The organism is Actinoplanes sp. DH11 (assembly GCF_020873875.1).
Classification (GTDB): domain Bacteria; phylum Actinomycetota; class Actinomycetes; order Mycobacteriales; family Micromonosporaceae; genus Actinoplanes.
Map to the genome: position 1 here is coordinate 136,508 of NZ_JAHWGU010000021.1, position 17,653 is coordinate 154,160.

Genomic DNA, 17,653 nt, shown 5'->3' on the forward strand with positions numbered 1-17,653 from the left:
AAGACGGTCGGTGAGTGACCGTTACTGCCAGAACCTCATCAGGTCGAACCCGAGGGCGTAGAGCCACGGGTCGACGCCGATCAGCCCGGCCAGCCAGTTGACCAGCTCGTAGAAGTAGTCACCGACCTGGGTCTGCCACAGCAGCAGGAACAGGACCAGGAAGCCCCACGGTGCCGCGAGGTTCCAGGCGCGCTGGTAGGCCGGGCTGAACCACGGCGAGATGATGCTGCCGCCGTCCAGGCCGGGCACCGGCAGCAGGTTCAGGATGCTCGCGGTGACCTGCAGGAACGCGACGAGGGCCAGCGCCGCCCAGAACTCCAGGTGGCCGGTGTCGCTCAACGAGTACTGCCCGCCGACGACCGGGGACAGCTCGGGTGCCAGGCCGGCCAGGAACGGCACCGCCACGACCAGCGCCAGCACGATGTTCGTCAGCGGACCGGCCAGGCTGATCAGCGAGTCCTTCAGCCGGCTCTGGATGTACCGGTGGTCGACCCAGACCGCGCCACCGGGCAGGCCGATGCCGCCGAGGATCACCACGATCACCGGCAGCACGATGGAGAGCAGCGGGTGCGTGTACTTCAGCGGGTTCAGCCGCAGGTAACCCCGCTCGGCGACGCTCAGGTCACCGGAGAAGTAGCCGGTGACGGCGTGCGCGTACTCGTGCAGGCAGAGCGAGATGATCCAGCCCGAGATGACGAAGAGAAATACGTCGATCTTGACGTTGCCGAAGCGGGACCACGTCATGAATCCGCTGACCGCGAAGACCGCGACGATCCCGACGAAGATCGGGCTCGGAAGGAACGCGTTGCGGGGCGTACGGGTGTAGACCGGTTCGTAGGTCACGTCAGTCCGCCGGGAGCAGACTCATCCGGTAGTCGACCCGGTCGTCCTCGACCAGCACGACCGTCGTGACCCCGGCGCCCTGCAGCTGCCGCCACTCCTGCCCGATCCAGGACTCGGCGTCGGCCTGACTGCTGAACGACTCGGCAGGTCCCTCGACCGGCTTTCCGTCGACGTCCTCGTACCGCCAACTCCACGGCATTGAGCCGCCCCCTCACGTCGTACGTCGGTGGGCTTCCACCCTACGGCGTCTGCGCGTGCGGACCGGCTCTAAGGTACGGGGCATGTCCGAAGATCGGTGGAACACGGTCCTGGTTCTCGGCGGGATCCGCTCCGGCAAATCCGCGTTCGCCGAGTCCCTGGTGGCAGACGCGCCGTCGGTACGGTACGTCGCCACCGCGGCCGGCGGCGAGGACGATCCGGAGTGGCGTGCGCGGATCGAGGCGCACCAGCGCCGGCGCCCGCAGTCCTGGTCGACCGAGGAGACCGGTGCCGACCCGGCCCGGCTGACCGCCCTGCTCACCGACGCGAAGCCGGACGACACGCTGCTCGTCGACGACCTCGGCGGCTGGGTCGCCGCGGTGCTCGACCCGGCCCGGCAGCCCAACGACGACGAGGCCGACGTGGCCGCCCTGGCCGACGCGGTCCGGGCCTGCACGGCCCGGGTGGTTCTGGTCAGTCCCGAGGTGGGCCTGTCGCTGGTGCCGGTCACGCCGGTGGGCCGGGCGTTCACCGACGCGCTGGGTGTGACGAACCAGGCACTCGCCGACGCCTGCGACGGCGTGGCGCTCGTGGTCGCCGGTCAGCCGACCTGGCTGAAGCGGACGACGCCCGCGACCCGGCCGAAGCCGAACCCCGCGCCCTCGTCGGCGGTCGCCACGCCGCCCCCGCCCGCCGTGGTGGAACCGCTCATCGAACCGCCGGCCGCCGACACGCCGCGAGCCGCGGAAACTCCGGCTTTGGACACGCCGCAGGCGGGGCATGCGCAGGCCGCGGAGGCCCCGGCGCTCGCCGAGGTGCTGCACGAGTCCACGATGACGCTTCCGCTCGTCGCGTCAGGACTCACCGAGATCGCCCCCGGCATGGACCTGCCGCTGCCGAGCGCCGACGCCGGCCCGGACGCCCGGGAACGCCTCGGCACCGTCGACCTGCCCGGCGCCGGGCTCGGCGCGTTCGCCGAGGCGATCGAGTTCGCCGCCGCCACTCAGGACACCACCACGCCCCGCCCCTGGTCGGCGCCCCGGCTGGTGCTCGTCACCGGCACGCACGCCGGTGGCGCCGCCGCCGGCACCGACGCCGCGGACGTGGCCCGCCGCATCGCCGAGGCCGAGCGGGGCACCGGGCTGCTGGGCCGGCTCGCCGGCCAGGCCGGCGCGGACCTCGCCGTGCTGCACGCCGGTGACGCGGGCGCCATGGAGGACGGTCCGGTCACCGACGACGACGCGGTCGCGGTCGCGATGCGGCAGGGCTGGCAGCTCGCCGACGCCGCCGCCGACGCCGGCAAGGACGTGATCGTGCTGGCCGGCCTGGGCACCGGTGTGGACGCCGTCGCCACCGCGGTGCTCGCCGCCACCACCGGCGCCGAGGCGGTCGCGGTGCTCCCCCGGGTGCTTCTGCCCGGCGGCCGGTTCGACGACCACGCGTGGATGGTGCGCTGCGCCGCGGTACGCGACGCCCTGCACCGCATCCGCCAGGAATCCCGCGGCGCCACCGACATCCTGCGCGAACTCGGCGGCCCGGACCTGGCCGTGGCCACCGGCGTACTGCTCGGCGCGGCAGCCCGCCGGCTCCCGGTGCTGCTGGACGGCCCGCTCGGCATCGCCGCCGGCCTGGTCGCGCGAGACTTGGCGAGCCAAACCCGGCACTGGTGCCTGCTGCCCGAGGAGGGCACGCTCGCGCTGGTCCGGCAGGGCGCCGACGTGCTCGGGCTGACCCCGGTGCTGCGGACCGGCCTGGACCTGGGCGAGGGCGCCAACGCGCTGGCCGTACTGCCGGCCCTGCGCACCGCGATCGGCGTCGCCGCGGCGCTTCCGGTGCACCCCGCCCTGCTGGCCGACCAGACGGTCGACGACTCCTTCGGCACGAACCCGCCCGCCCCCGCGGCCCACGACTACGTTGGCGCGCACCCGGGCGAACCCGCGACCGACGGGCCCGGCGACGCGCATCCGGGCAGGCCCGCCGCCGAGCCGGGTGTTTGACGGGCTGCGGCTGGCGGTCACCACGCTGACCGTTCTGCCGGTGCGGGCCGGTCGCTGGGACCGGCCCACGGCGGCGGTGGCGATGTCCCTGGCCCCACTGGTGGGTGCGGCCCTGGGCCTGGCGCTGGCGGCGATCAACGAGGGCCTGCGGTGGCTCGGCTCGCCGGCCCTGGTGGCGGCGGGCGTGGCGGTCGCGGCGGGCGCGCTCCTGACCCGCGGGCTGCACCTGGACGGGCTGGCCGACACGGTGGACGCGCTCGGCTCGTACCGGTCCGGCCCCGACGCCCTTCAGATCATGAAAAAGGCCGACATCGGCCCGTTCGGGGTGGCCGCTGTCGCACTGACCGCCCTGATCCAGGCCGCCGCGCTCACCACGAGCGGCCCCTGGACCATCGTGACCGCGTGGGCCGCCGGCCGGCTCGCCATCACGATCGCCTGCCGCCGCGGGGTGCCGGCCGCCCGCCCGGAAGGGCTGGGCGCCATGGTGGCCTCGAGTGTGCCGACCCCGGTGGTGCTGGCGGCCGCGGCCGCCGTCGCCGGTCTCGCGGCGGCGGCGACACCGGGCCGCCCATGGCAGGGCCCGGCCGCGGTGCTGCTGGCAGGCGCCGTCGTGGTCCTTCTGGTGCACCATTGCGTACGCCGCTTCGGCGGCACAACCGGCGACGTCCTCGGCGCGTCCGTAGAGGTGGCGACGACGGTGACACTCATCGCCCTGACGTTCGACTGACCACAGCCCGGAGCCCGACGACTGCCACCACCCGAAGGCCGACGGCCGCCAGCCACCACCGCCGGAAGCCGAAGGCCGCCACCGCCACCGCCACCGAAGGCCGACAGCCGCCACCACCGCACGGAGACCGCCACCGCCACCACCGTGCGAAGGCCGCCACCGCCACCCGAAGGCCCGACGGCTACCTCTCAGGCGGTGACCGCCGCCCGGAGCCCGGCCGCCCGTTACCTTTTGATCATCAGCAGCCGACACCACCCGCGCTATCAACCCCGCGCGACCCGGTTCTGGCCCCAGCGGCGGCGCCGGACGAGATGTTGATCTGCTAGCGCTACGAAATCGCTGTGATCATGGACCTGAAACCGCGATTTCGTAGCGCTAGCAGATCAACATCGCCGCGCGGACGCATACCGGCCACCGCCCGGAGGCCGACCGTCGTCCGGAAGCCGCCCACCGCCCGGGCCAGCCACTGCCCGGGCCAGCCACCGCCCGGGCCAGCCACCGCCCGGACCAGCCACTGCCCGGGCCAGCCACCGCCCGGACCAGCCGCCGGCGCTGCCCTCAGCGGACCGAAGGGTTCACGAAGGGGAGCTTGACCAGCTTCGCCTCGACGCGGCGGCCCCGGATGTCGATCTCGACCGCGTCACCCTCGGTGAGGCCGGCCCCGGTGTCGAGCAGGGCCAGCGCGATGCCGACCTTCTTCGTCGGCGAGAACGTGCCGCTCGTGGTCTCGCCGACGGGACGCTCCCCCGCGTACACCGTCATGTGCCCGCGCGGGATCCCGCGCCCGACGATCTCGAGGCCGCTCAGCCGGCGCCGTGGCCCGGTGGCCTTCTCGGCGAGGAGCGCGTCGCGGCCCCAGAAGGCCGGCTTGTCCCAGCCGACCGCCCAGCCGGAGCGGGCCTGCACCGGGGTGATCTCCAGGGAGAGCTCCTGGCCGTGCAGCGGGTAGCCCATCTCGGTGCGCAGCGTGTCGCGGGCGCCGAGGCCGCAGGGCCGCACCCCGGCCGCGATCAGTGCGTCCCAGACCGCACCCGCGTCGTCCCAGCCGGTCACCAGCTCGTAGCCGTGCTCGCCGGTGTAACCGGTCCGGCAGACCACCAGGTCGGCGCCGTTGAGGGTGGCCGCGTCGAACGACATGTAGTCGTGGCCGGTCGGCAGGCCCAGCGCGGCGAGCACGTCGGCCGACTGCGGGCCCTGCACGGCGAGCACGGCGTGCGAGCGGTGCTCGTCGGTCACGGTGATCCCGGCCGGCGCGGCCGCGGTGAGCCGGCGCACCACCTCGGCGGTGTTCGCCGCGTTCGGGATGAGGAAGACGTGATCGTCGCCGTGCAGGTAGGCGATCAGGTCGTCGACCACGCCGCCGTTGTCGTCGCAGCAAAGCGTGTACTGCGCCTTGCCGGGCCGGATCCGGCCGAGGTCGTTGGTGAGGCAGGAGTTCACGAAAGCGGCCGCACCGGCGCCGCGGACCCGGGCCTTGCCGAGGTGCGACACGTCGAAGACGCCGGCGGCCTCGCGGACCGCCGCGTGCTCGCGCAGGACGCCACCGCCGGCGTACTCCAGCGGCATGTCCCAGCCACCGAAGGCGGCGAACTTCGCGCCCAGGGCGGCGTGGCGTTCGTGCAGCGGGGAGTGCAGAAGCTCGGCAGACATGAGACTCAACTTACCGGTGACCTTGGGTCTGGTTAGAGTCGCGGGGACAGCACAGTGATTTCCCACCAGCCGGGAGCGCGCCCACCGGTGGCGCCCGGCCCCGACGTCCCGGAGTGCCCGAGTGACTCAGCCCAGCCTCAGCCTGGTCGACACCGACCCGGCCGAATTGGCGGTCGACGCCATTGTGATCGGCCTGCACAGCCAGCCCGAGGAGGACGGCGCCCTGCTGCCCGCCGCCGGCGCGGAGAGCATCGCCGCCGCGTTCGACGGCAAGCTGACGGCGACGCTGGCTCTGCTCGGGGCGAGCGGCGCCGCGGGTGAGGTGACGAAGCTCGCCACGCTCGGCACGATCGCCGCTCCGCTGCTGGTCGCGGTGGGTCTCGGTGCCGAGCCAACCGGTCCCGCCCCCGACCTGGAGACACTGCGCCGGGGTGCCGGCGCAGCGGTCCGCGCCCTCGCCGGCAGCCGTACCGTCGCGGTGGCCCTGCCCCCGGCCGACGACGCCGAGGCCGGTCCGGTGCTGCGCGCCGTGCTGGAGGGCGCGATGCTCGGCGGCTACCGGTTCGCCGGTTACAAGACGAAGCCGCAGAAGGGCCGCCGTGAGCCGGTCGCCGAGCTCCAGTTGCACGTGCCGGACGCCTCCGACGCCGCCGCGCTCGCCGAGCTGCGCCGCGCCGAAGTGGTGTCCCGGTCGGTGCGGCTGACCCGGGACTGGGTCAACATGCCGCCCAACGAGCTGCGCCCGGCGCGTTTCGCCGACCTGGTCGCCGAGGCCGCCACCGAGGCCGGCCTGGGTGTCGAGGTGCTCGACTTCGAGCAGCTCAAGGCCGGCGGGTACGGCGGCATCGTGGCGGTCGGCCAGGGTTCCGAGGCGCCGCCGCGGCTGGTGAAGCTCACCTACACCCCGGAGGGCGTGACCGACCCGAAGCGGGTCGCGCTGGTCGGCAAGGGCATCACGTTCGACACCGGTGGCCTCAGCATCAAGCCGGCCGCCGGCATGTGGGAGATGAAGTCCGACATGGCCGGCGCGGCCGCCGTCGGCGCCACGATGCTGGCCATCGCCGCGCTCAAGCCGGGCGTCGCCGTGTCGGGTTACCTGGCGATCGCGGAGAACATGCCGTCCGGCTCGGCGTACCGGCCGGGTGACGTGATCACCATGTTCAACGGCAAGCGGGTCGAGGTGTTCAACACCGACGCCGAGGGCCGGATGGTGCTGGGTGACGCGATGGCCCGGGCCTGCGCCGACGGCACCGACTACCTGTTCGAGACGTCCACGCTCACCGGCGGCCAGGTGATCTCGCTGGGTAAGCGGATCGCCGGCCTGATGGGCTCGGACGAGGCCACCACGCTCGTCGAGGCGGCCGGTGCCGCGGTCGGCGAGCCGGCCTGGCGGATGCCGCTGCCGGACGACGTGCGCAAGGGCATGGAGTCGGAGATCGCCGACATCTGCCAGACCAACGCGAACCTGGACCGGGCCGGGCACATGCTGCAGGGCGGTGTGTTCCTGCGCGAGTTCGTCGCCGAGGGCGTCGAGTGGGCGCACATCGACATCGCCGGCCCCAGCTACCACACCGGCGAGGCGACGGGTTACTGGACCAAGGGCGGCACCGGCGTGCCGGTCCGCACCCTGCTCGAACTGGTCGGCTCCCTCTAGACGGACGACGACACGCCCGGCCTGGTTCTCAGGCCGGGCGGCGCTTCTGCCGTTCGTTGTAGTCGCGCATCCGCTGCGGGTACCCCATGAGCTTGATGTCGTAGATCGGCAGCGACAGCTGGTGCGCGAACCGGCGGGCGATCTCCGGCGACTCGATCCGCCGCCTGGTCCACTCGCCGTCGTGTGCGACGAGCAACACGGTGGTCTCGGTCACGGTGGTCTGCGGTTCGATGAACGCCTCAACACCACGCCGGGAGCGCACGAATTCCGTAAGATGCTCGAGATCGGCCTGGTTGACCAGCCGGCCACCGGGGCCACCCGAACTTCGACGTCGCCGGAACCAAGCCACTGCGCCTCCCCACACGAGATCCGTCAAGCGTACGGCGACGCGCCGAGTCTGAGGGCACCTGACTGCATTGACCGGGTCCGCAAGTGACAAGATGTCCTTGACGGGACTGTGACCGTTTCCATTGTGTGACCCACACGGAGACGATGCGACCACTGGAGTCAACGTGAGCCAGCCCAACGGCGGAACCTTCGACATCGTCATTCTCGGCGCCGGCAGCGGTGGGTACGCGGCCGCGTTGCGTGCGGCCGAACTCGACCTCTCGGTAGCCCTGATCGACAAGGCTGAGCTGGGGGGCACCTGCCTCCACCGCGGCTGCATCCCGACCAAGGCCCTGCTGCACGCGGCCGAGATCGCCGACCAGACTCGCGAGAGCGAGCAGTTCGGCGTCAAGGCGGACCTCGTCGGCATCGACATGGCCGGCGTGAACGCGTACAAGGACGGTGTGGTCGGCCGTCTCTACAAGGGCCTCACCGGCCTGCTGACGCACAACAAGAACATCACCGTGGTGTCCGGCGAGGGCAAGCTCGTCAGCCAGGACACCGTCGAGGTGAACGGTCAGCGCTACACCGGCCGCAACGTCATCCTGGCCACCGGTTCCTACTCGCGCTCGCTGCCGGGCCTCGAGGTCGACGGCAAGCGCGTCATCACCAGCGAGCACGCGCTGCGGCTGGACCGGGTCCCGTCGTCGGCCGTGGTGCTGGGCGGCGGCGTGATCGGCGTCGAGTTCGCCAGCGTCTGGAAGTCGTTCGGTGCGGACGTCACCATCGTGGAGGCTCTGCCCCGCCTGGTCGCCGCCGAGGACGAGGACATCTCGAAGCAGGTCGAGCGCGCCTTCCGCAAGCGGAAGATCAACTTCAAGGTCGGCAAGCCGTTCGAGAAGGTCGAGCACACCGACAACGGCGTGCGGGTGACCATCGCCGGCGGCGAGACCGTCGAGGCCGAGGTGCTGCTGGTCGCGGTCGGGCGTGGCCCGACGACCGCCAACCTGGGGTACGAGCAGCAGGGCATCACGCTCGACCGGGGCTTCGTGATCGTCAACGAGCGCCTGCACACCGGCGTCGGCAACATCTACGCCGTCGGCGACATCGTGCCCGGCCTCCAGCTCGCGCACCGCGGTTTCCAGCAGGGCATCTTCGTCGCCGAGGAGATCGCCGGGAAGAACCCGGCCGTGATCGACGAGGCCGGCATCCCGCGCGTCACCTACTCCGACCCCGAGGTCGCCTCGATGGGTCTCACCGAGGCCAAGGCCAAGGAGAAGTACGGCGCGGACAAGGTCTCGACGTACAACTACAACCTGGGTGGCAACGGCAAGAGCCAGATCCTCAAGACCGCCGGCTTCGTGAAGCTGGTGCGGGTCAACGAGGGTCCGGTCGTGGGCGTCCACATGGTCGGCGCCCGGATGGGTGAGCTCGTCGGCGAGGCGCAGCTCATCTACAACTGGGAGGCCTTCCCGGAGGAGGTCGCCCAGCTCGTGCACGCCCACCCGACGCAGAACGAGGCGCTGGGCGAGGCTTTCCTCGCGCTCGCGGGCAAACCGCTGCACGCGCACAGCTGATTCCAGCGATTCCATCGTTCATAAGGAGTTTGGGGAAAAATGCCGGTATCGGTAACCATGCCGCGGCTGGGTGAGAGCGTCACCGAGGGCACCGTCACCCGGTGGCTCAAGCAGGAGGGCGAGCGCGTCGAGGCGGACGAGCCGCTGCTCGAGGTCTCCACCGACAAGGTCGACACCGAGATCCCGTCGCCCGCCGCGGGCGTGCTGTCCCGGATCGTCGTGGGCGAGGACGAGACCGCCGAGGTCGGCAGCGAGCTTGCCGTCATCGCCGGTGACGGCGAGGACGCCGGCTCGGCCGCGCCCGCGCCCGCCGAGGAGCCGGCCGCCGAGGCGGAGCCGGAGCCCGAGCCCGCCGCGCTGACCACGCCGTCGACCGAGAAGCCGGTCGAGGAGGAGACGCCGGCGCCGCAGACCGCGGCACCGGCCGGTGGTGCCGCCGAGGGCACCGCGGTGAAGATGCCGGCGCTCGGCGAGAGCGTCACCGAGGGCACCGTCACCCGCTGGCTGAAGCAGGTCGGCGACACCGTCGAGGCCGACGAGCCGCTGCTCGAGGTCTCCACCGACAAGGTGGACACCGAGATCCCGTCGCCCGTCGCCGGCACCGTCCTGGAGATCAAGGTCGCCGAGGACGAGACCGCCGAGGTCGGCGCGGAGCTTGCGATCGTCGGCACGCCGGGCGCCGCCCCGGCGCAGTCGGCGCCGAAGCCCGAGCCCACGCCGGAGGCGAAGCCCGAGCCCAAGCCCGAGCCCGAGCCCAAGCCCGAGCCCAAGCCGGAACCGAAGCAGGAGGCCCCGGCCCAGCCCGCTCCGCAGCCGCGGATCGAGTCGGCGCCGGCACCGGAGATCGGCGGGTCCTACGCCACGCCGTCCCCGGAGGCCGAGACCAAGGGCACCGAGCCGAAGCAGCCGGCACCGGCGCAGCCGGCCGCCCCGGCCGCCGAGACGGTCAAGGCGAACGGCGCCGGCGACGCCGGTTACGTGACGCCGCTGGTCCGCAAGCTGGCCGCTGAGAAGGGCGTGGACCTGTCCTCGCTGACCGGCACCGGCGTCGGTGGCCGGATCCGCAAGCAGGACGTGCTCGACGCCGCCGAAAAGGCCGCCGCCGCCAAGACCGCGGCCGCCGCTCCGGCGCCGGCTGCCGCCCCGGCCGCTGCCGCCCCGGCGGGCAAGCCGGCCGCCAAGCCGGAGCCGAGCCCGCTGCGGGGCCGCACCGAGAAGCTCACCCGCATCCGGGCCACCATCGCCCGGCGCATGGTCGAGTCGCTCCAGGTCTCGGCGCAGCTCACCACGGTGGTCGAGGTGGACGTCACCAAGATCGCCAACCTGCGGAACAAGGCGAAGGCCGACTTCCAGGCCAAGCACGGCGTGAAGCTCACCTTCCTGCCGTTCTTCGCCCTGGCCACGGTCGAGGCGCTCCAGCAGCACCCGGTGGTGAACTCCTCGATCGACACCGAGGCGGGCACCGTCACCTACCACGGCTCCGAGCACCTCGGGATCGCGGTGGACGCGCCGAAGGGCCTGGTCGTCCCGGTCATCAAGGACGCCGGTGACCTCAACCTGGCCGGTCTGGCCAAGCGCATCGCGGACGTCGCGGAGCGGACCCGGAACAACAAGATCGGTCCGGACGAGCTGGGCGGCGGCACCTTCACGCTGACCAACACCGGCAGCCGGGGTGCGCTCTTCGACACGCCGATCATCAACCAGCCGCAGGTCGGCATCCTCGGCCTCGGCGCGGTCGTCAAGCGCCCGGTGATCGTCAACGACCCCGAGCTGGGCGAGATCATCGCGCCGCGCTCGATGGTCTACCTGGCGCTCAGCTACGACCACCGGATCGTGGACGGCGCCGACGCGGCACGCTTCCTGGGCACGCTGAAGGAGCGTCTCGAGGGCGGCCACTTCGAGGCGGACCTCGGTCTGTAAGCGACAGCGGTAACGATCGGGGGTGCGCCGGAAGGCGTACCCCCGGTTTTGTTTTGCGATGAGAGATCTTCGGGAAAGAATCACCTCATGCGCATCGTCATGGCCGGAGCATCGGGCTATCTGGGTACCCGGCTCGCGGATCGGCTGCGGCAGAGCGGCCACGAGATCACCCGGCTGGTCCGCCGGCCGACCGACCGTCCCGGCGAGGCCACCTGGGATCCGGCGCAGGGCCGGCTCGACCCGGCCGTGCTGGCCGGCGCGGACGCGGTGATCAACCTGGCCGGCGCGAACATCGGCGACCACCGCTGGACGGCACGCTACAAGCGGGTGCTGCGGTCCAGCCGGATCGACACCACGGACACCATCGCCCGGACCGTGAAGCAGCTGCCGGCGACCGACCGCCCGCGGGCGCTGCTGCAGTCCTCGGCCACCGGGTGGTACGGCGAGACCGGCGAGACCGCGGTCACCGAGGAGGCGTCCGCGGGCACCACCTTCCTCGCCGACCTGTGCCGGGTCTGGGAGGCCGCCGCCCGGCCCGCCGAGGACGCCGGTGTCCGCGTGGTGCTGCTGCGCACCGCCCCGACGATCGACGCCGCCGGCTCGTTGCTCAAGCCGCTGATGCTGCCGTTCAAGCTGGGCGCCGGCGCCCGGATCGGCGGCGGCCGGCAGTGGATGGCCTGGGTCGCGATCGCCGACTGGCTCAACGCCGCCGAGTTCCTCCTGGAGCGGGAGGACGTGGCCGGCCCGGTCAACGTGGTCGGGCTGGAGCCGGTGCGCAACGCCGACTTCACCAAGGCCTTCGCCCGGGAGCTGCGCCGGCCGGCTCTGCTCGCGGTGCCCGGCCCGGTGCTGGACGTGGCTCTCGGCGAGCTGGCCGGTGAGATCCAGCGCAGCCAGCGGGTGCTGCCGGGGGTGCTGTCGGGTGCCGGGTTCGCGTGGACGTACCCGACGATGCAGTCCGCCCTGGCCGCCGCGCTGCGACCCGGCCAGGAGGCGGTCCGCTGACCGGACGCCGGGAAAGCCCGGAAATGGGCCGACCGGCGGGAAAAGACCGGAAGCTGACCGGACGCCGGGAAAAAGCTGAGGATTGGCCGTGAAGGAGGCGATGGCCCCCTGAGCCCGACGAAGCTCTTGCTAACCTGCGCCTGATGTCCGTCGCCGCCCCCGCCCCCGCCGCGTCCGCCGATCCCCCGTCCGACCCCGCGGCGCCACCGCCCAGATCGCGGCCGTGGCGCGCCCATCTGACCGTCGCGGTGATCGCGCTCGGGCTCGCCGTCTACGTGACGAACGGGCTGTGGCGCGACCCGTACGGCAACGTGCTCTCCGACAATGTCGGTGACCAGGCCTGGTTCGAGTGGCTGCTGGGTTACGGCGTGCAGACGCTGAGCCAGGGCTCCGACCCGTTCTTCACGCAGCTGATGAACGCCCCGGTCGGCGTCAACCTGGCCGCGAACACGTCGATCACGGTCTACACTTTGCTGTTCGCGCCGCTCACGCACCTCGCCGGGCCGCCGGTCACCTTCGTGACCATCCTGACGCTCAACCTGGCCGTCTCCGCGATGGCGTGGTACCTGTTCTTCGGCCGCTGGCTGGTCCGCAACGCCGGTGCCGCCGCCCTGGCCGGTCTCTTCTGCGGGTTCGCCCCCGGCTTCATCGCGCACGTCAACGGCCACCTGAACTGGTCGGCCGGCTGGGTCGCGCCGTTCGTGCTCTGGCGCGTGCTGAAGCTGCGCGAGCCGGGCCGCTGGCTGCGCAACGGCCTGCTGCTCGGCCTGGCGCTGGCGGTCGGCTTCTCGATCGCGCCGGAGGGCCTGTTCTACGTGGCGATCGCCTGCGGCGTCTTCATCGGCACGTGGTCGCTGGCCCGGGCGGTGCGCGACGAGGCCAAGGCGGCGTTCTGGACGGTCGTGCGGGCGCTCGGCGTGGCCGCCGGTGTGGCCGGGGCGCTGCTGTCGTACCCGCTGTACATGCACTTCGCCGGCCCGCAGACGTTCACCGGCACCGGCTTCAACCAGCGGTACTTCGTGGAGGACGTGGCGGCGTACCTGTCGTACCCGAGCCGGTCCTTCGCCGCCCTCTTCGGTCTCGGTTCGGATCTGGGTCCCAACCGCACCGAGGAGACGTCCTACTTCGGCCTGCCGCTCGTCGTGCTGATGGCCGTCACGCTCGTGCTGCTGTGGCGCCGGGCCGACCCGGGGCGCCGGGCCACCCTGCGCGCGGTCGCCGTCACCGGCCTGGTGTTCCTGGTGCTCTCCTGGGGCCCGCGGCTGAACTGGATGGGCGAGGAACTGGGCCTGCCGCTGCCGTACGCGGCGCTCGCCCGGCTGCCGCTCTTCGACTCGGCGCTGCCGCTGCGGTTCGCGCTGGCCGTGGTGGGCGTCTTCGGCATCCTGCTGGCGCTCGTCGTCGACCAGCTGCTGGACCACCGGATCTCCGCGCCGAACACCCGGACGGCGCTCTGGGCGACGATCGTGGTGAGCCTGATCCCGATCTTCCCGTTGCCGGTGCGCCACCAGGAGCGCGCGCCCGAACCGGACTTCATCGCCGACGGCACCTGGCAGCGCTACGTCTCCGAGAACGGCGTGCTCACCGCGCTGCCGTTCGCCCTCAACGTGCACGCCGACGGGCAGCGCTGGCAGGCCTACACGATGGCCCGCGGCGGCCCGCAGTTCCGGATGCCGGACGGCTACTTCCTCGGCCCGATGGTCAACGGCGAGGAGGGCAAGAAGCTGATGGGCCGGATCGGTGCCCCGCCGCGTGCCACCGACTGGCTGTTCACCCGGGCTGCCCTCTACGGCTACGTGCCGAGGCTCACCAACGCGGACCGGGAGCGGGCCCGGGCCGACTTCGCGTACTGGGGTGTCGAGGCGGTCTTCCTGGCCGACGAGATCACCGGGTCGGATCACCGGGTGCTGTTCCGGCAGGCCGTGCAGACGGCCGCGGTGGGGCTGCTCGGCGAGCCGGAGCGGGTCGGTGACGTGCTGCTCTGGCGGATCCGCCCGGGAGTGGACCCGGTCGACCGGTGAGTACGCTTGCGGCTGTGACTACTGAGGTGCTGTCCGTCCTCCGCCCCGGCCTGGTCGACTACGTCGAGGCCTGGGAGGAGCAGAAACGTGTGCACGAGGCGGTCGCCGACGGTTCCCGGCCGGACACGATCCTGCTGCTGGAGCACCCGAGCGTCTTCACCGCCGGCAAGCGCACCGAGCCCGCCGACCGGCCGTTCGACGGGACTCCGGTCGTCGACGTCGACCGCGGCGGCAAGATCACCTGGCATGGGCCGGGTCAGCTCGTCGGCTACCCGATCCTGAAGCTGCCGGACCCGGTCGACGTGGTGGCCTACGTGCGCCGCGTGGAGCAGATGCTGATCGACGTCTGCGCCGAGTTCGGCGTGGTGGCCGAGCGTGTCGAGGGCCGCAGCGGCGCCTGGGTCCGGGCCACCGACGGCGGCCTCGACCGCAAGATCGCGCAGATCGGCATCCGGGTGGCCCGCGGCGTGACGCTGCACGGCTTCGCGCTGAACTGCGACTGCGACCTCTCCAACTTCAGCCGCTTCGTCCCGTGCGGCATCCGGGACGCCGACGTCACGTCGCTCAGCGCCGAGCTGGGCCGGCCGGTGCCGGTCGCCGAGGTGCTGCCCGTGGTCGAGCGACACCTGCCGGCGCTGTTCTGATGGCGCTCTACCGGGAACCCCGTGACAAGCGGGTCTTCGTGCCGCGCAAGAGCGGTGGCGTGGTGCTCAACTTCGGGCACCCCATCGCCTGGGCCATTCTGGTCTGCACGACCATCGTGCCGTTTGTCATCGTGGCCGCGGTGACGCTGGCGGTCGTGCTCTGAGTCGTGCCATGCCATCGCAGGGGGGACGGCCGAGGCCCTTCTGCGGTACGGGTGGACGCGTCATCCGTACCGCAGAAGGCTCCCGTCAGGGCGCGAGCCGGTGCAGGTCCCGTGGGAAGGCCGTCACCTCGCGCACGTTGGCGGCGCCGGTCAGGCGCGCCACCAGCCGTTCCAGGCCGATCGCCCACCCGCCGTGCGGCGGCATGCCGTACCGGAAACCGTCCAGATAGCCCTGGTAGGGACCGAGCGGCTCACCGGCCGCGGTCAGCGCCGCCACGTAGTCGTCGTAGCGGTGCAGCCGCTGGCCGCCGGTGACGATTTCCAGGCCGCGGAAGAGCAGGTCGAACCCGTTGGAGTACGCCGGGTCCGGCGACGGATGCGTGTAGAGCGGCCGTTTGCGCATCGGATAGCCGGTGACGTAGACGAATGCGGAACCGTGTTCCCGCAGCGCCCATTCACCCAGCGCGCGCTCGTCGGCGGGCGCCAGGTCCGGTTCGTCCGGCGCCGCGCCCGCGATCCGCAGCGCCTCGGTGAAGTGCACCGCCGGGATCTCGGCCGGCACCTCCGGCACGGCGAACCCGGTCCGGCGGGTGATCTCGGCGAACATCCCGGTGAGGGTCCGCGTCAGTGCCGCCATCACGTCGCGGTGGTCGGCGATGAAGCCCATCTCCGCGTCGAGGGAGGTGTACTGCGCGAGGTGCCGGGCGGTGTCGCTGGGTTCGGCCCGGAACACCGGCCCGGTCTCGAAGACCCGTTCGAAGACGCCGACCATCAACTGCTTGTAGAACTGCGGCGATTGCGCCAGATAGCCCGGACGTCCGAAGTAGTCCAGTCTGAAGACGGAGGCGCCGGACTCGGTCGCCGACTCGACGATCTTCGGGGTCTGGATCTCGACGAAGTCCTGGGCCTCCAGCGCCGACCGGAACCCGGCGGTCGCGGCCGCCGCGATCCGCAGCGCCCCGGAGCGGGCCGGATGCCGCAGCGCGAGCGCGGCATGGTCCAGCTGGGCGGGCAGGCCGGCGGCGAGCGCGGGCCGGTGCAGTTCGAACGGCAGCGGCTCGGCGACGTGGCTGAGCACCCGGATCTCCGGAGTGGTCAGCTCGACGCCGCCGGGCGCCTGCTCGTTCGCGGTGACCATCGCGGTCACCTCGACGACGCTGCCCTCGGTGAGTTCTCCGGTGCGTTCTTCGCTGAACTCGCCCGGCGTGAGCACCACCTGGCTGAACCCGGCGGCGTCGCGGACGATCAGGAACGTCACCGACTTGAGCCGCCGCAGGCGGTGCACCCAGCCGGCGACGGTGACTTTCTCGCCGGCGTGCGCCGGCAGGGACGTGGAGACGGTGCGTTGCATGGCGGGTTACCTCCTCGGGATCTGCAACGCGGCCCCAGGGAGGTGTGGGCGAGCGGGATCCTCGCGGTGCCACCACACCTTCGCGCTCTTCTCGAGCGCCTCTTGTCGTGCGCGGCTCAGGGGTGTCTTCACGCTCCGCCGCACGGGCCACCATCACAGCTACCGGTGGCTCTCTCGGCCGGCGAATCGAAGCGTTACTCGGTCCCATCACTGCCGTGACAGGGAGATTAACGGGACGCTTCCGGGATACGCACGCGAATTACCGGCCCTTCGTGACGGCCGTCACAGGAACCGCCACGTGAGCCTCGTCGCCCATGCGTCCCGCCGCGCCCGTGCGGGCGTATCTTCGGGTTGTGACCATTGCTCCCGAGGGCCGCCGCATGCTGCGCATCGAGGCGCGGAACGCTGAGACTCCCATCGAGCGGAAGCCGCCGTGGATCAAAGTCAAGGCGAAGATGGGCCCCGAGTACACCGAGATGCGCGGGCTCGTCCAGAAAGAGGGACTGCACACGGTCTGTCAGGAGGCCGGCTGTCCCAACATCTACGAATGCTGGGAAGATCGCGAGGCCACCTTCCTGATCGGTGGCGACCAGTGCACCAGGCGCTGTGACTTCTGCCAGATCGACACCGGCAAGCCCGCCGAGTTCGACGCCGACGAGCCCCGCCGGGTCGGTGAGTCAGTCGCCACCATGGGCCTGAAGTACGCGACGGTCACGGGCGTGGCCCGCGACGACCTGCCCGACGGCGGTGCCTGGCTCTACGCCGAGACCGTCCGGCAGATCCACAAACTCCAGCCCGGCTGCGGCGTGGAGCTGCTGATCCCCGACTTCAACGCCGACCCGGACCAGCTGGCCGAGGTCTTCGGCGCGGCGCCCGAGGTGCTCGCCCACAACGTCGAGACGGTTCCGCGCATCTTCAAGCGGATCCGCCCCGGCTTCCGTTACGAACGCTCCCTCGACGTGATCACGCAGGCCCGTGCGGCAGGTCTGGTCACCAAGAGCAACCTGATCCTCGGCATGGGTGAGGAGCGGCACGAGATCTCGGCCGCGCTGCGCGACCTGCACGCGGCCGGCTGCGAGCTGATCACCATCACGCAGTACCTCCGGCCCACCCCGCGGCACCACCCGGTGGAGCGGTGGGTCAAGCCGGAAGAGTTCGTCGAGCTGCGTGACGAGGCCGAGCAGATCGGTTTCGCCGGCGTGATGAGCGGGCCCCTGGTCCGGTCGTCGTACCGGGCGGGCCGGCTCTACAAGCAGGCCCTCGAAGCGCGCGGCTGACCGGCCGGTCCGACCTTCGCCAGAACCCCCGGGGAGCCGTGCGGCTCCCCGGGGTTCTGCTGTCACTTCTTCTTCTTGGCCTTCTTGCTCTTCTTCCCGGCGGGCGCCGCCGCGGTCGTCGCCGGCTCCGCCGACGGCATCAGCAGCTTGCCGAACACCAGCACCAGCGGCGCGATCCACGCCCACCAGGGCACACCGGAACCCGGCCCGAACAGGCCGTCGACCACCTGGTAGCTCACATCGAGAGCGTCATCCATAACGTCCTCCGCGGGGTTGAGGGGCAACGGCCCTCATCATC

At 71.9% G+C, this 17,653-nt stretch carries 16 protein-coding genes; 10 read left to right on the plus strand and 6 right to left on the minus strand.

What is annotated here, in order from left to right:
• Positions 1 to 21: 21 nt before the first annotated feature.
• Together LPA41_RS27815 and LPA41_RS27820 are read right to left on the minus strand one after the other, a co-directional pair.
• Entirely contained in the window at positions 22 to 843 is an 822-nt protein-coding gene (locus LPA41_RS27815; protein ID WP_229073845.1) for a site-2 protease family protein, read from the minus strand.
• A gap of 1 nt (position 844) precedes the next feature.
• Positions 845 to 1,042, minus strand: coding sequence for a hypothetical protein (locus tag LPA41_RS27820; RefSeq protein WP_229073846.1), 198 nt, complete (start codon positions 1,040 to 1,042; stop codon positions 845 to 847).
• 82 nt (positions 1,043 to 1,124) lie between these two features.
• Here LPA41_RS27820 and LPA41_RS27825 point away from each other — a divergent pair, with 82 nt between their 5' ends.
• Together LPA41_RS27825 and LPA41_RS27830 are read left to right on the plus strand one after the other, a co-directional pair.
• Positions 1,125 to 3,038, plus strand: coding sequence for a bifunctional adenosylcobinamide kinase/adenosylcobinamide-phosphate guanylyltransferase (locus LPA41_RS27825; RefSeq protein WP_229073847.1), 1,914 nt, complete (start codon positions 1,125 to 1,127; stop codon positions 3,036 to 3,038).
• Positions 3,031 to 3,765: an adenosylcobinamide-GDP ribazoletransferase gene (locus tag LPA41_RS27830; protein WP_229073848.1), complete on the plus strand. Its 735-nt coding sequence runs from the start codon at positions 3,031 to 3,033 to the stop codon at positions 3,763 to 3,765. Before LPA41_RS27825 ends, LPA41_RS27830 begins: the two co-directional genes overlap by 8 nt.
• 558 nt (positions 3,766 to 4,323) lie before the next feature.
• On the opposite strand, the gene gcvT is transcribed toward LPA41_RS27830, so the two are convergent.
• A complete protein-coding gene (gcvT, locus tag LPA41_RS27835) occupies positions 4,324 to 5,415 on the minus strand; it encodes a glycine cleavage system aminomethyltransferase GcvT (RefSeq protein WP_229073849.1) in 1,092 nt (363 codons plus the stop codon).
• A 121-nt stretch (positions 5,416 to 5,536) separates the two neighbouring features.
• On the opposite strand from gcvT, the gene LPA41_RS27840 reads away from it, so the two are divergent.
• Entirely contained in the window at positions 5,537 to 7,069 is a 1,533-nt protein-coding gene (locus tag LPA41_RS27840; RefSeq protein ID WP_229073850.1) for a leucyl aminopeptidase, read from the plus strand.
• A 28-nt stretch (positions 7,070 to 7,097) separates the two neighbouring features.
• Here the strand turns inward: LPA41_RS27840 and LPA41_RS27845 are convergent, their stop codons facing one another.
• Complete coding sequence (locus LPA41_RS27845) at positions 7,098 to 7,418, minus strand: hypothetical protein (protein ID WP_229073851.1); 321 nt, start codon at positions 7,416 to 7,418, stop codon at positions 7,098 to 7,100.
• 163 nt (positions 7,419 to 7,581) lie between these two features.
• Here LPA41_RS27845 and lpdA point away from each other — a divergent pair, with 163 nt between their 5' ends.
• The 6 genes from lpdA (at position 7,582) to LPA41_RS27875 (ending at position 14,727) form a co-directional block, all read left to right on the plus strand.
• Entirely contained in the window at positions 7,582 to 8,973 is a 1,392-nt protein-coding gene (gene lpdA, locus LPA41_RS27850; protein WP_229073852.1) for a dihydrolipoyl dehydrogenase, read from the plus strand.
• Between the two features lie 39 nt (positions 8,974 to 9,012).
• Positions 9,013 to 10,893 carry a 2-oxoglutarate dehydrogenase, E2 component, dihydrolipoamide succinyltransferase gene (sucB, locus tag LPA41_RS27855; protein WP_229073853.1) on the plus strand — a complete coding sequence of 627 codons (1,881 nt, stop codon included), beginning with the start codon at positions 9,013 to 9,015 and terminating at the stop codon, positions 10,891 to 10,893.
• An 87-nt stretch (positions 10,894 to 10,980) separates the two neighbouring features.
• Entirely contained in the window at positions 10,981 to 11,898 is a 918-nt protein-coding gene (locus LPA41_RS27860) for a TIGR01777 family oxidoreductase (RefSeq protein WP_229073854.1), read from the plus strand.
• A gap of 143 nt (positions 11,899 to 12,041) precedes the next feature.
• Complete coding sequence (locus tag LPA41_RS27865; protein WP_229073855.1) at positions 12,042 to 13,919, plus strand: DUF2079 domain-containing protein; 1,878 nt, start codon at positions 12,042 to 12,044, stop codon at positions 13,917 to 13,919.
• Between the two features lie 14 nt (positions 13,920 to 13,933).
• Positions 13,934 to 14,563, plus strand: a complete 630-nt coding sequence (gene lipB, locus LPA41_RS27870; protein WP_229073856.1) for a lipoyl(octanoyl) transferase LipB — start codon at positions 13,934 to 13,936, stop codon at positions 14,561 to 14,563.
• On the plus strand, positions 14,563 to 14,727 hold the full coding sequence (locus LPA41_RS27875; RefSeq protein WP_229073857.1) for a peptide ABC transporter substrate-binding protein: 165 nt from the start codon (positions 14,563 to 14,565) through the stop codon (positions 14,725 to 14,727). Before lipB ends, LPA41_RS27875 begins: the two co-directional genes overlap by 1 nt.
• 85 nt (positions 14,728 to 14,812) lie before the next feature.
• Here the strand turns inward: LPA41_RS27875 and aspS are convergent, their stop codons facing one another.
• The gene (gene aspS, locus LPA41_RS27880; protein ID WP_229073858.1) at positions 14,813 to 16,078 is read right to left on the minus strand and encodes an aspartate--tRNA(Asn) ligase; all 1,266 of its coding nucleotides are present in this window, start codon (positions 16,076 to 16,078) and stop codon (positions 14,813 to 14,815) included.
• 314 nt (positions 16,079 to 16,392) lie between these two features.
• On the opposite strand from aspS, the gene lipA reads away from it, so the two are divergent.
• Entirely contained in the window at positions 16,393 to 17,355 is a 963-nt protein-coding gene (gene lipA, locus LPA41_RS27885; protein ID WP_229073859.1) for a lipoyl synthase, read from the plus strand.
• A gap of 62 nt (positions 17,356 to 17,417) precedes the next feature.
• Here the strand turns inward: lipA and LPA41_RS27890 are convergent, their stop codons facing one another.
• Positions 17,418 to 17,612 carry a hypothetical protein gene (locus LPA41_RS27890; protein WP_229073860.1) on the minus strand — a complete coding sequence of 65 codons (195 nt, stop codon included), beginning with the start codon at positions 17,610 to 17,612 and terminating at the stop codon, positions 17,418 to 17,420.
• Positions 17,613 to 17,653 lie beyond the last annotated feature (41 nt).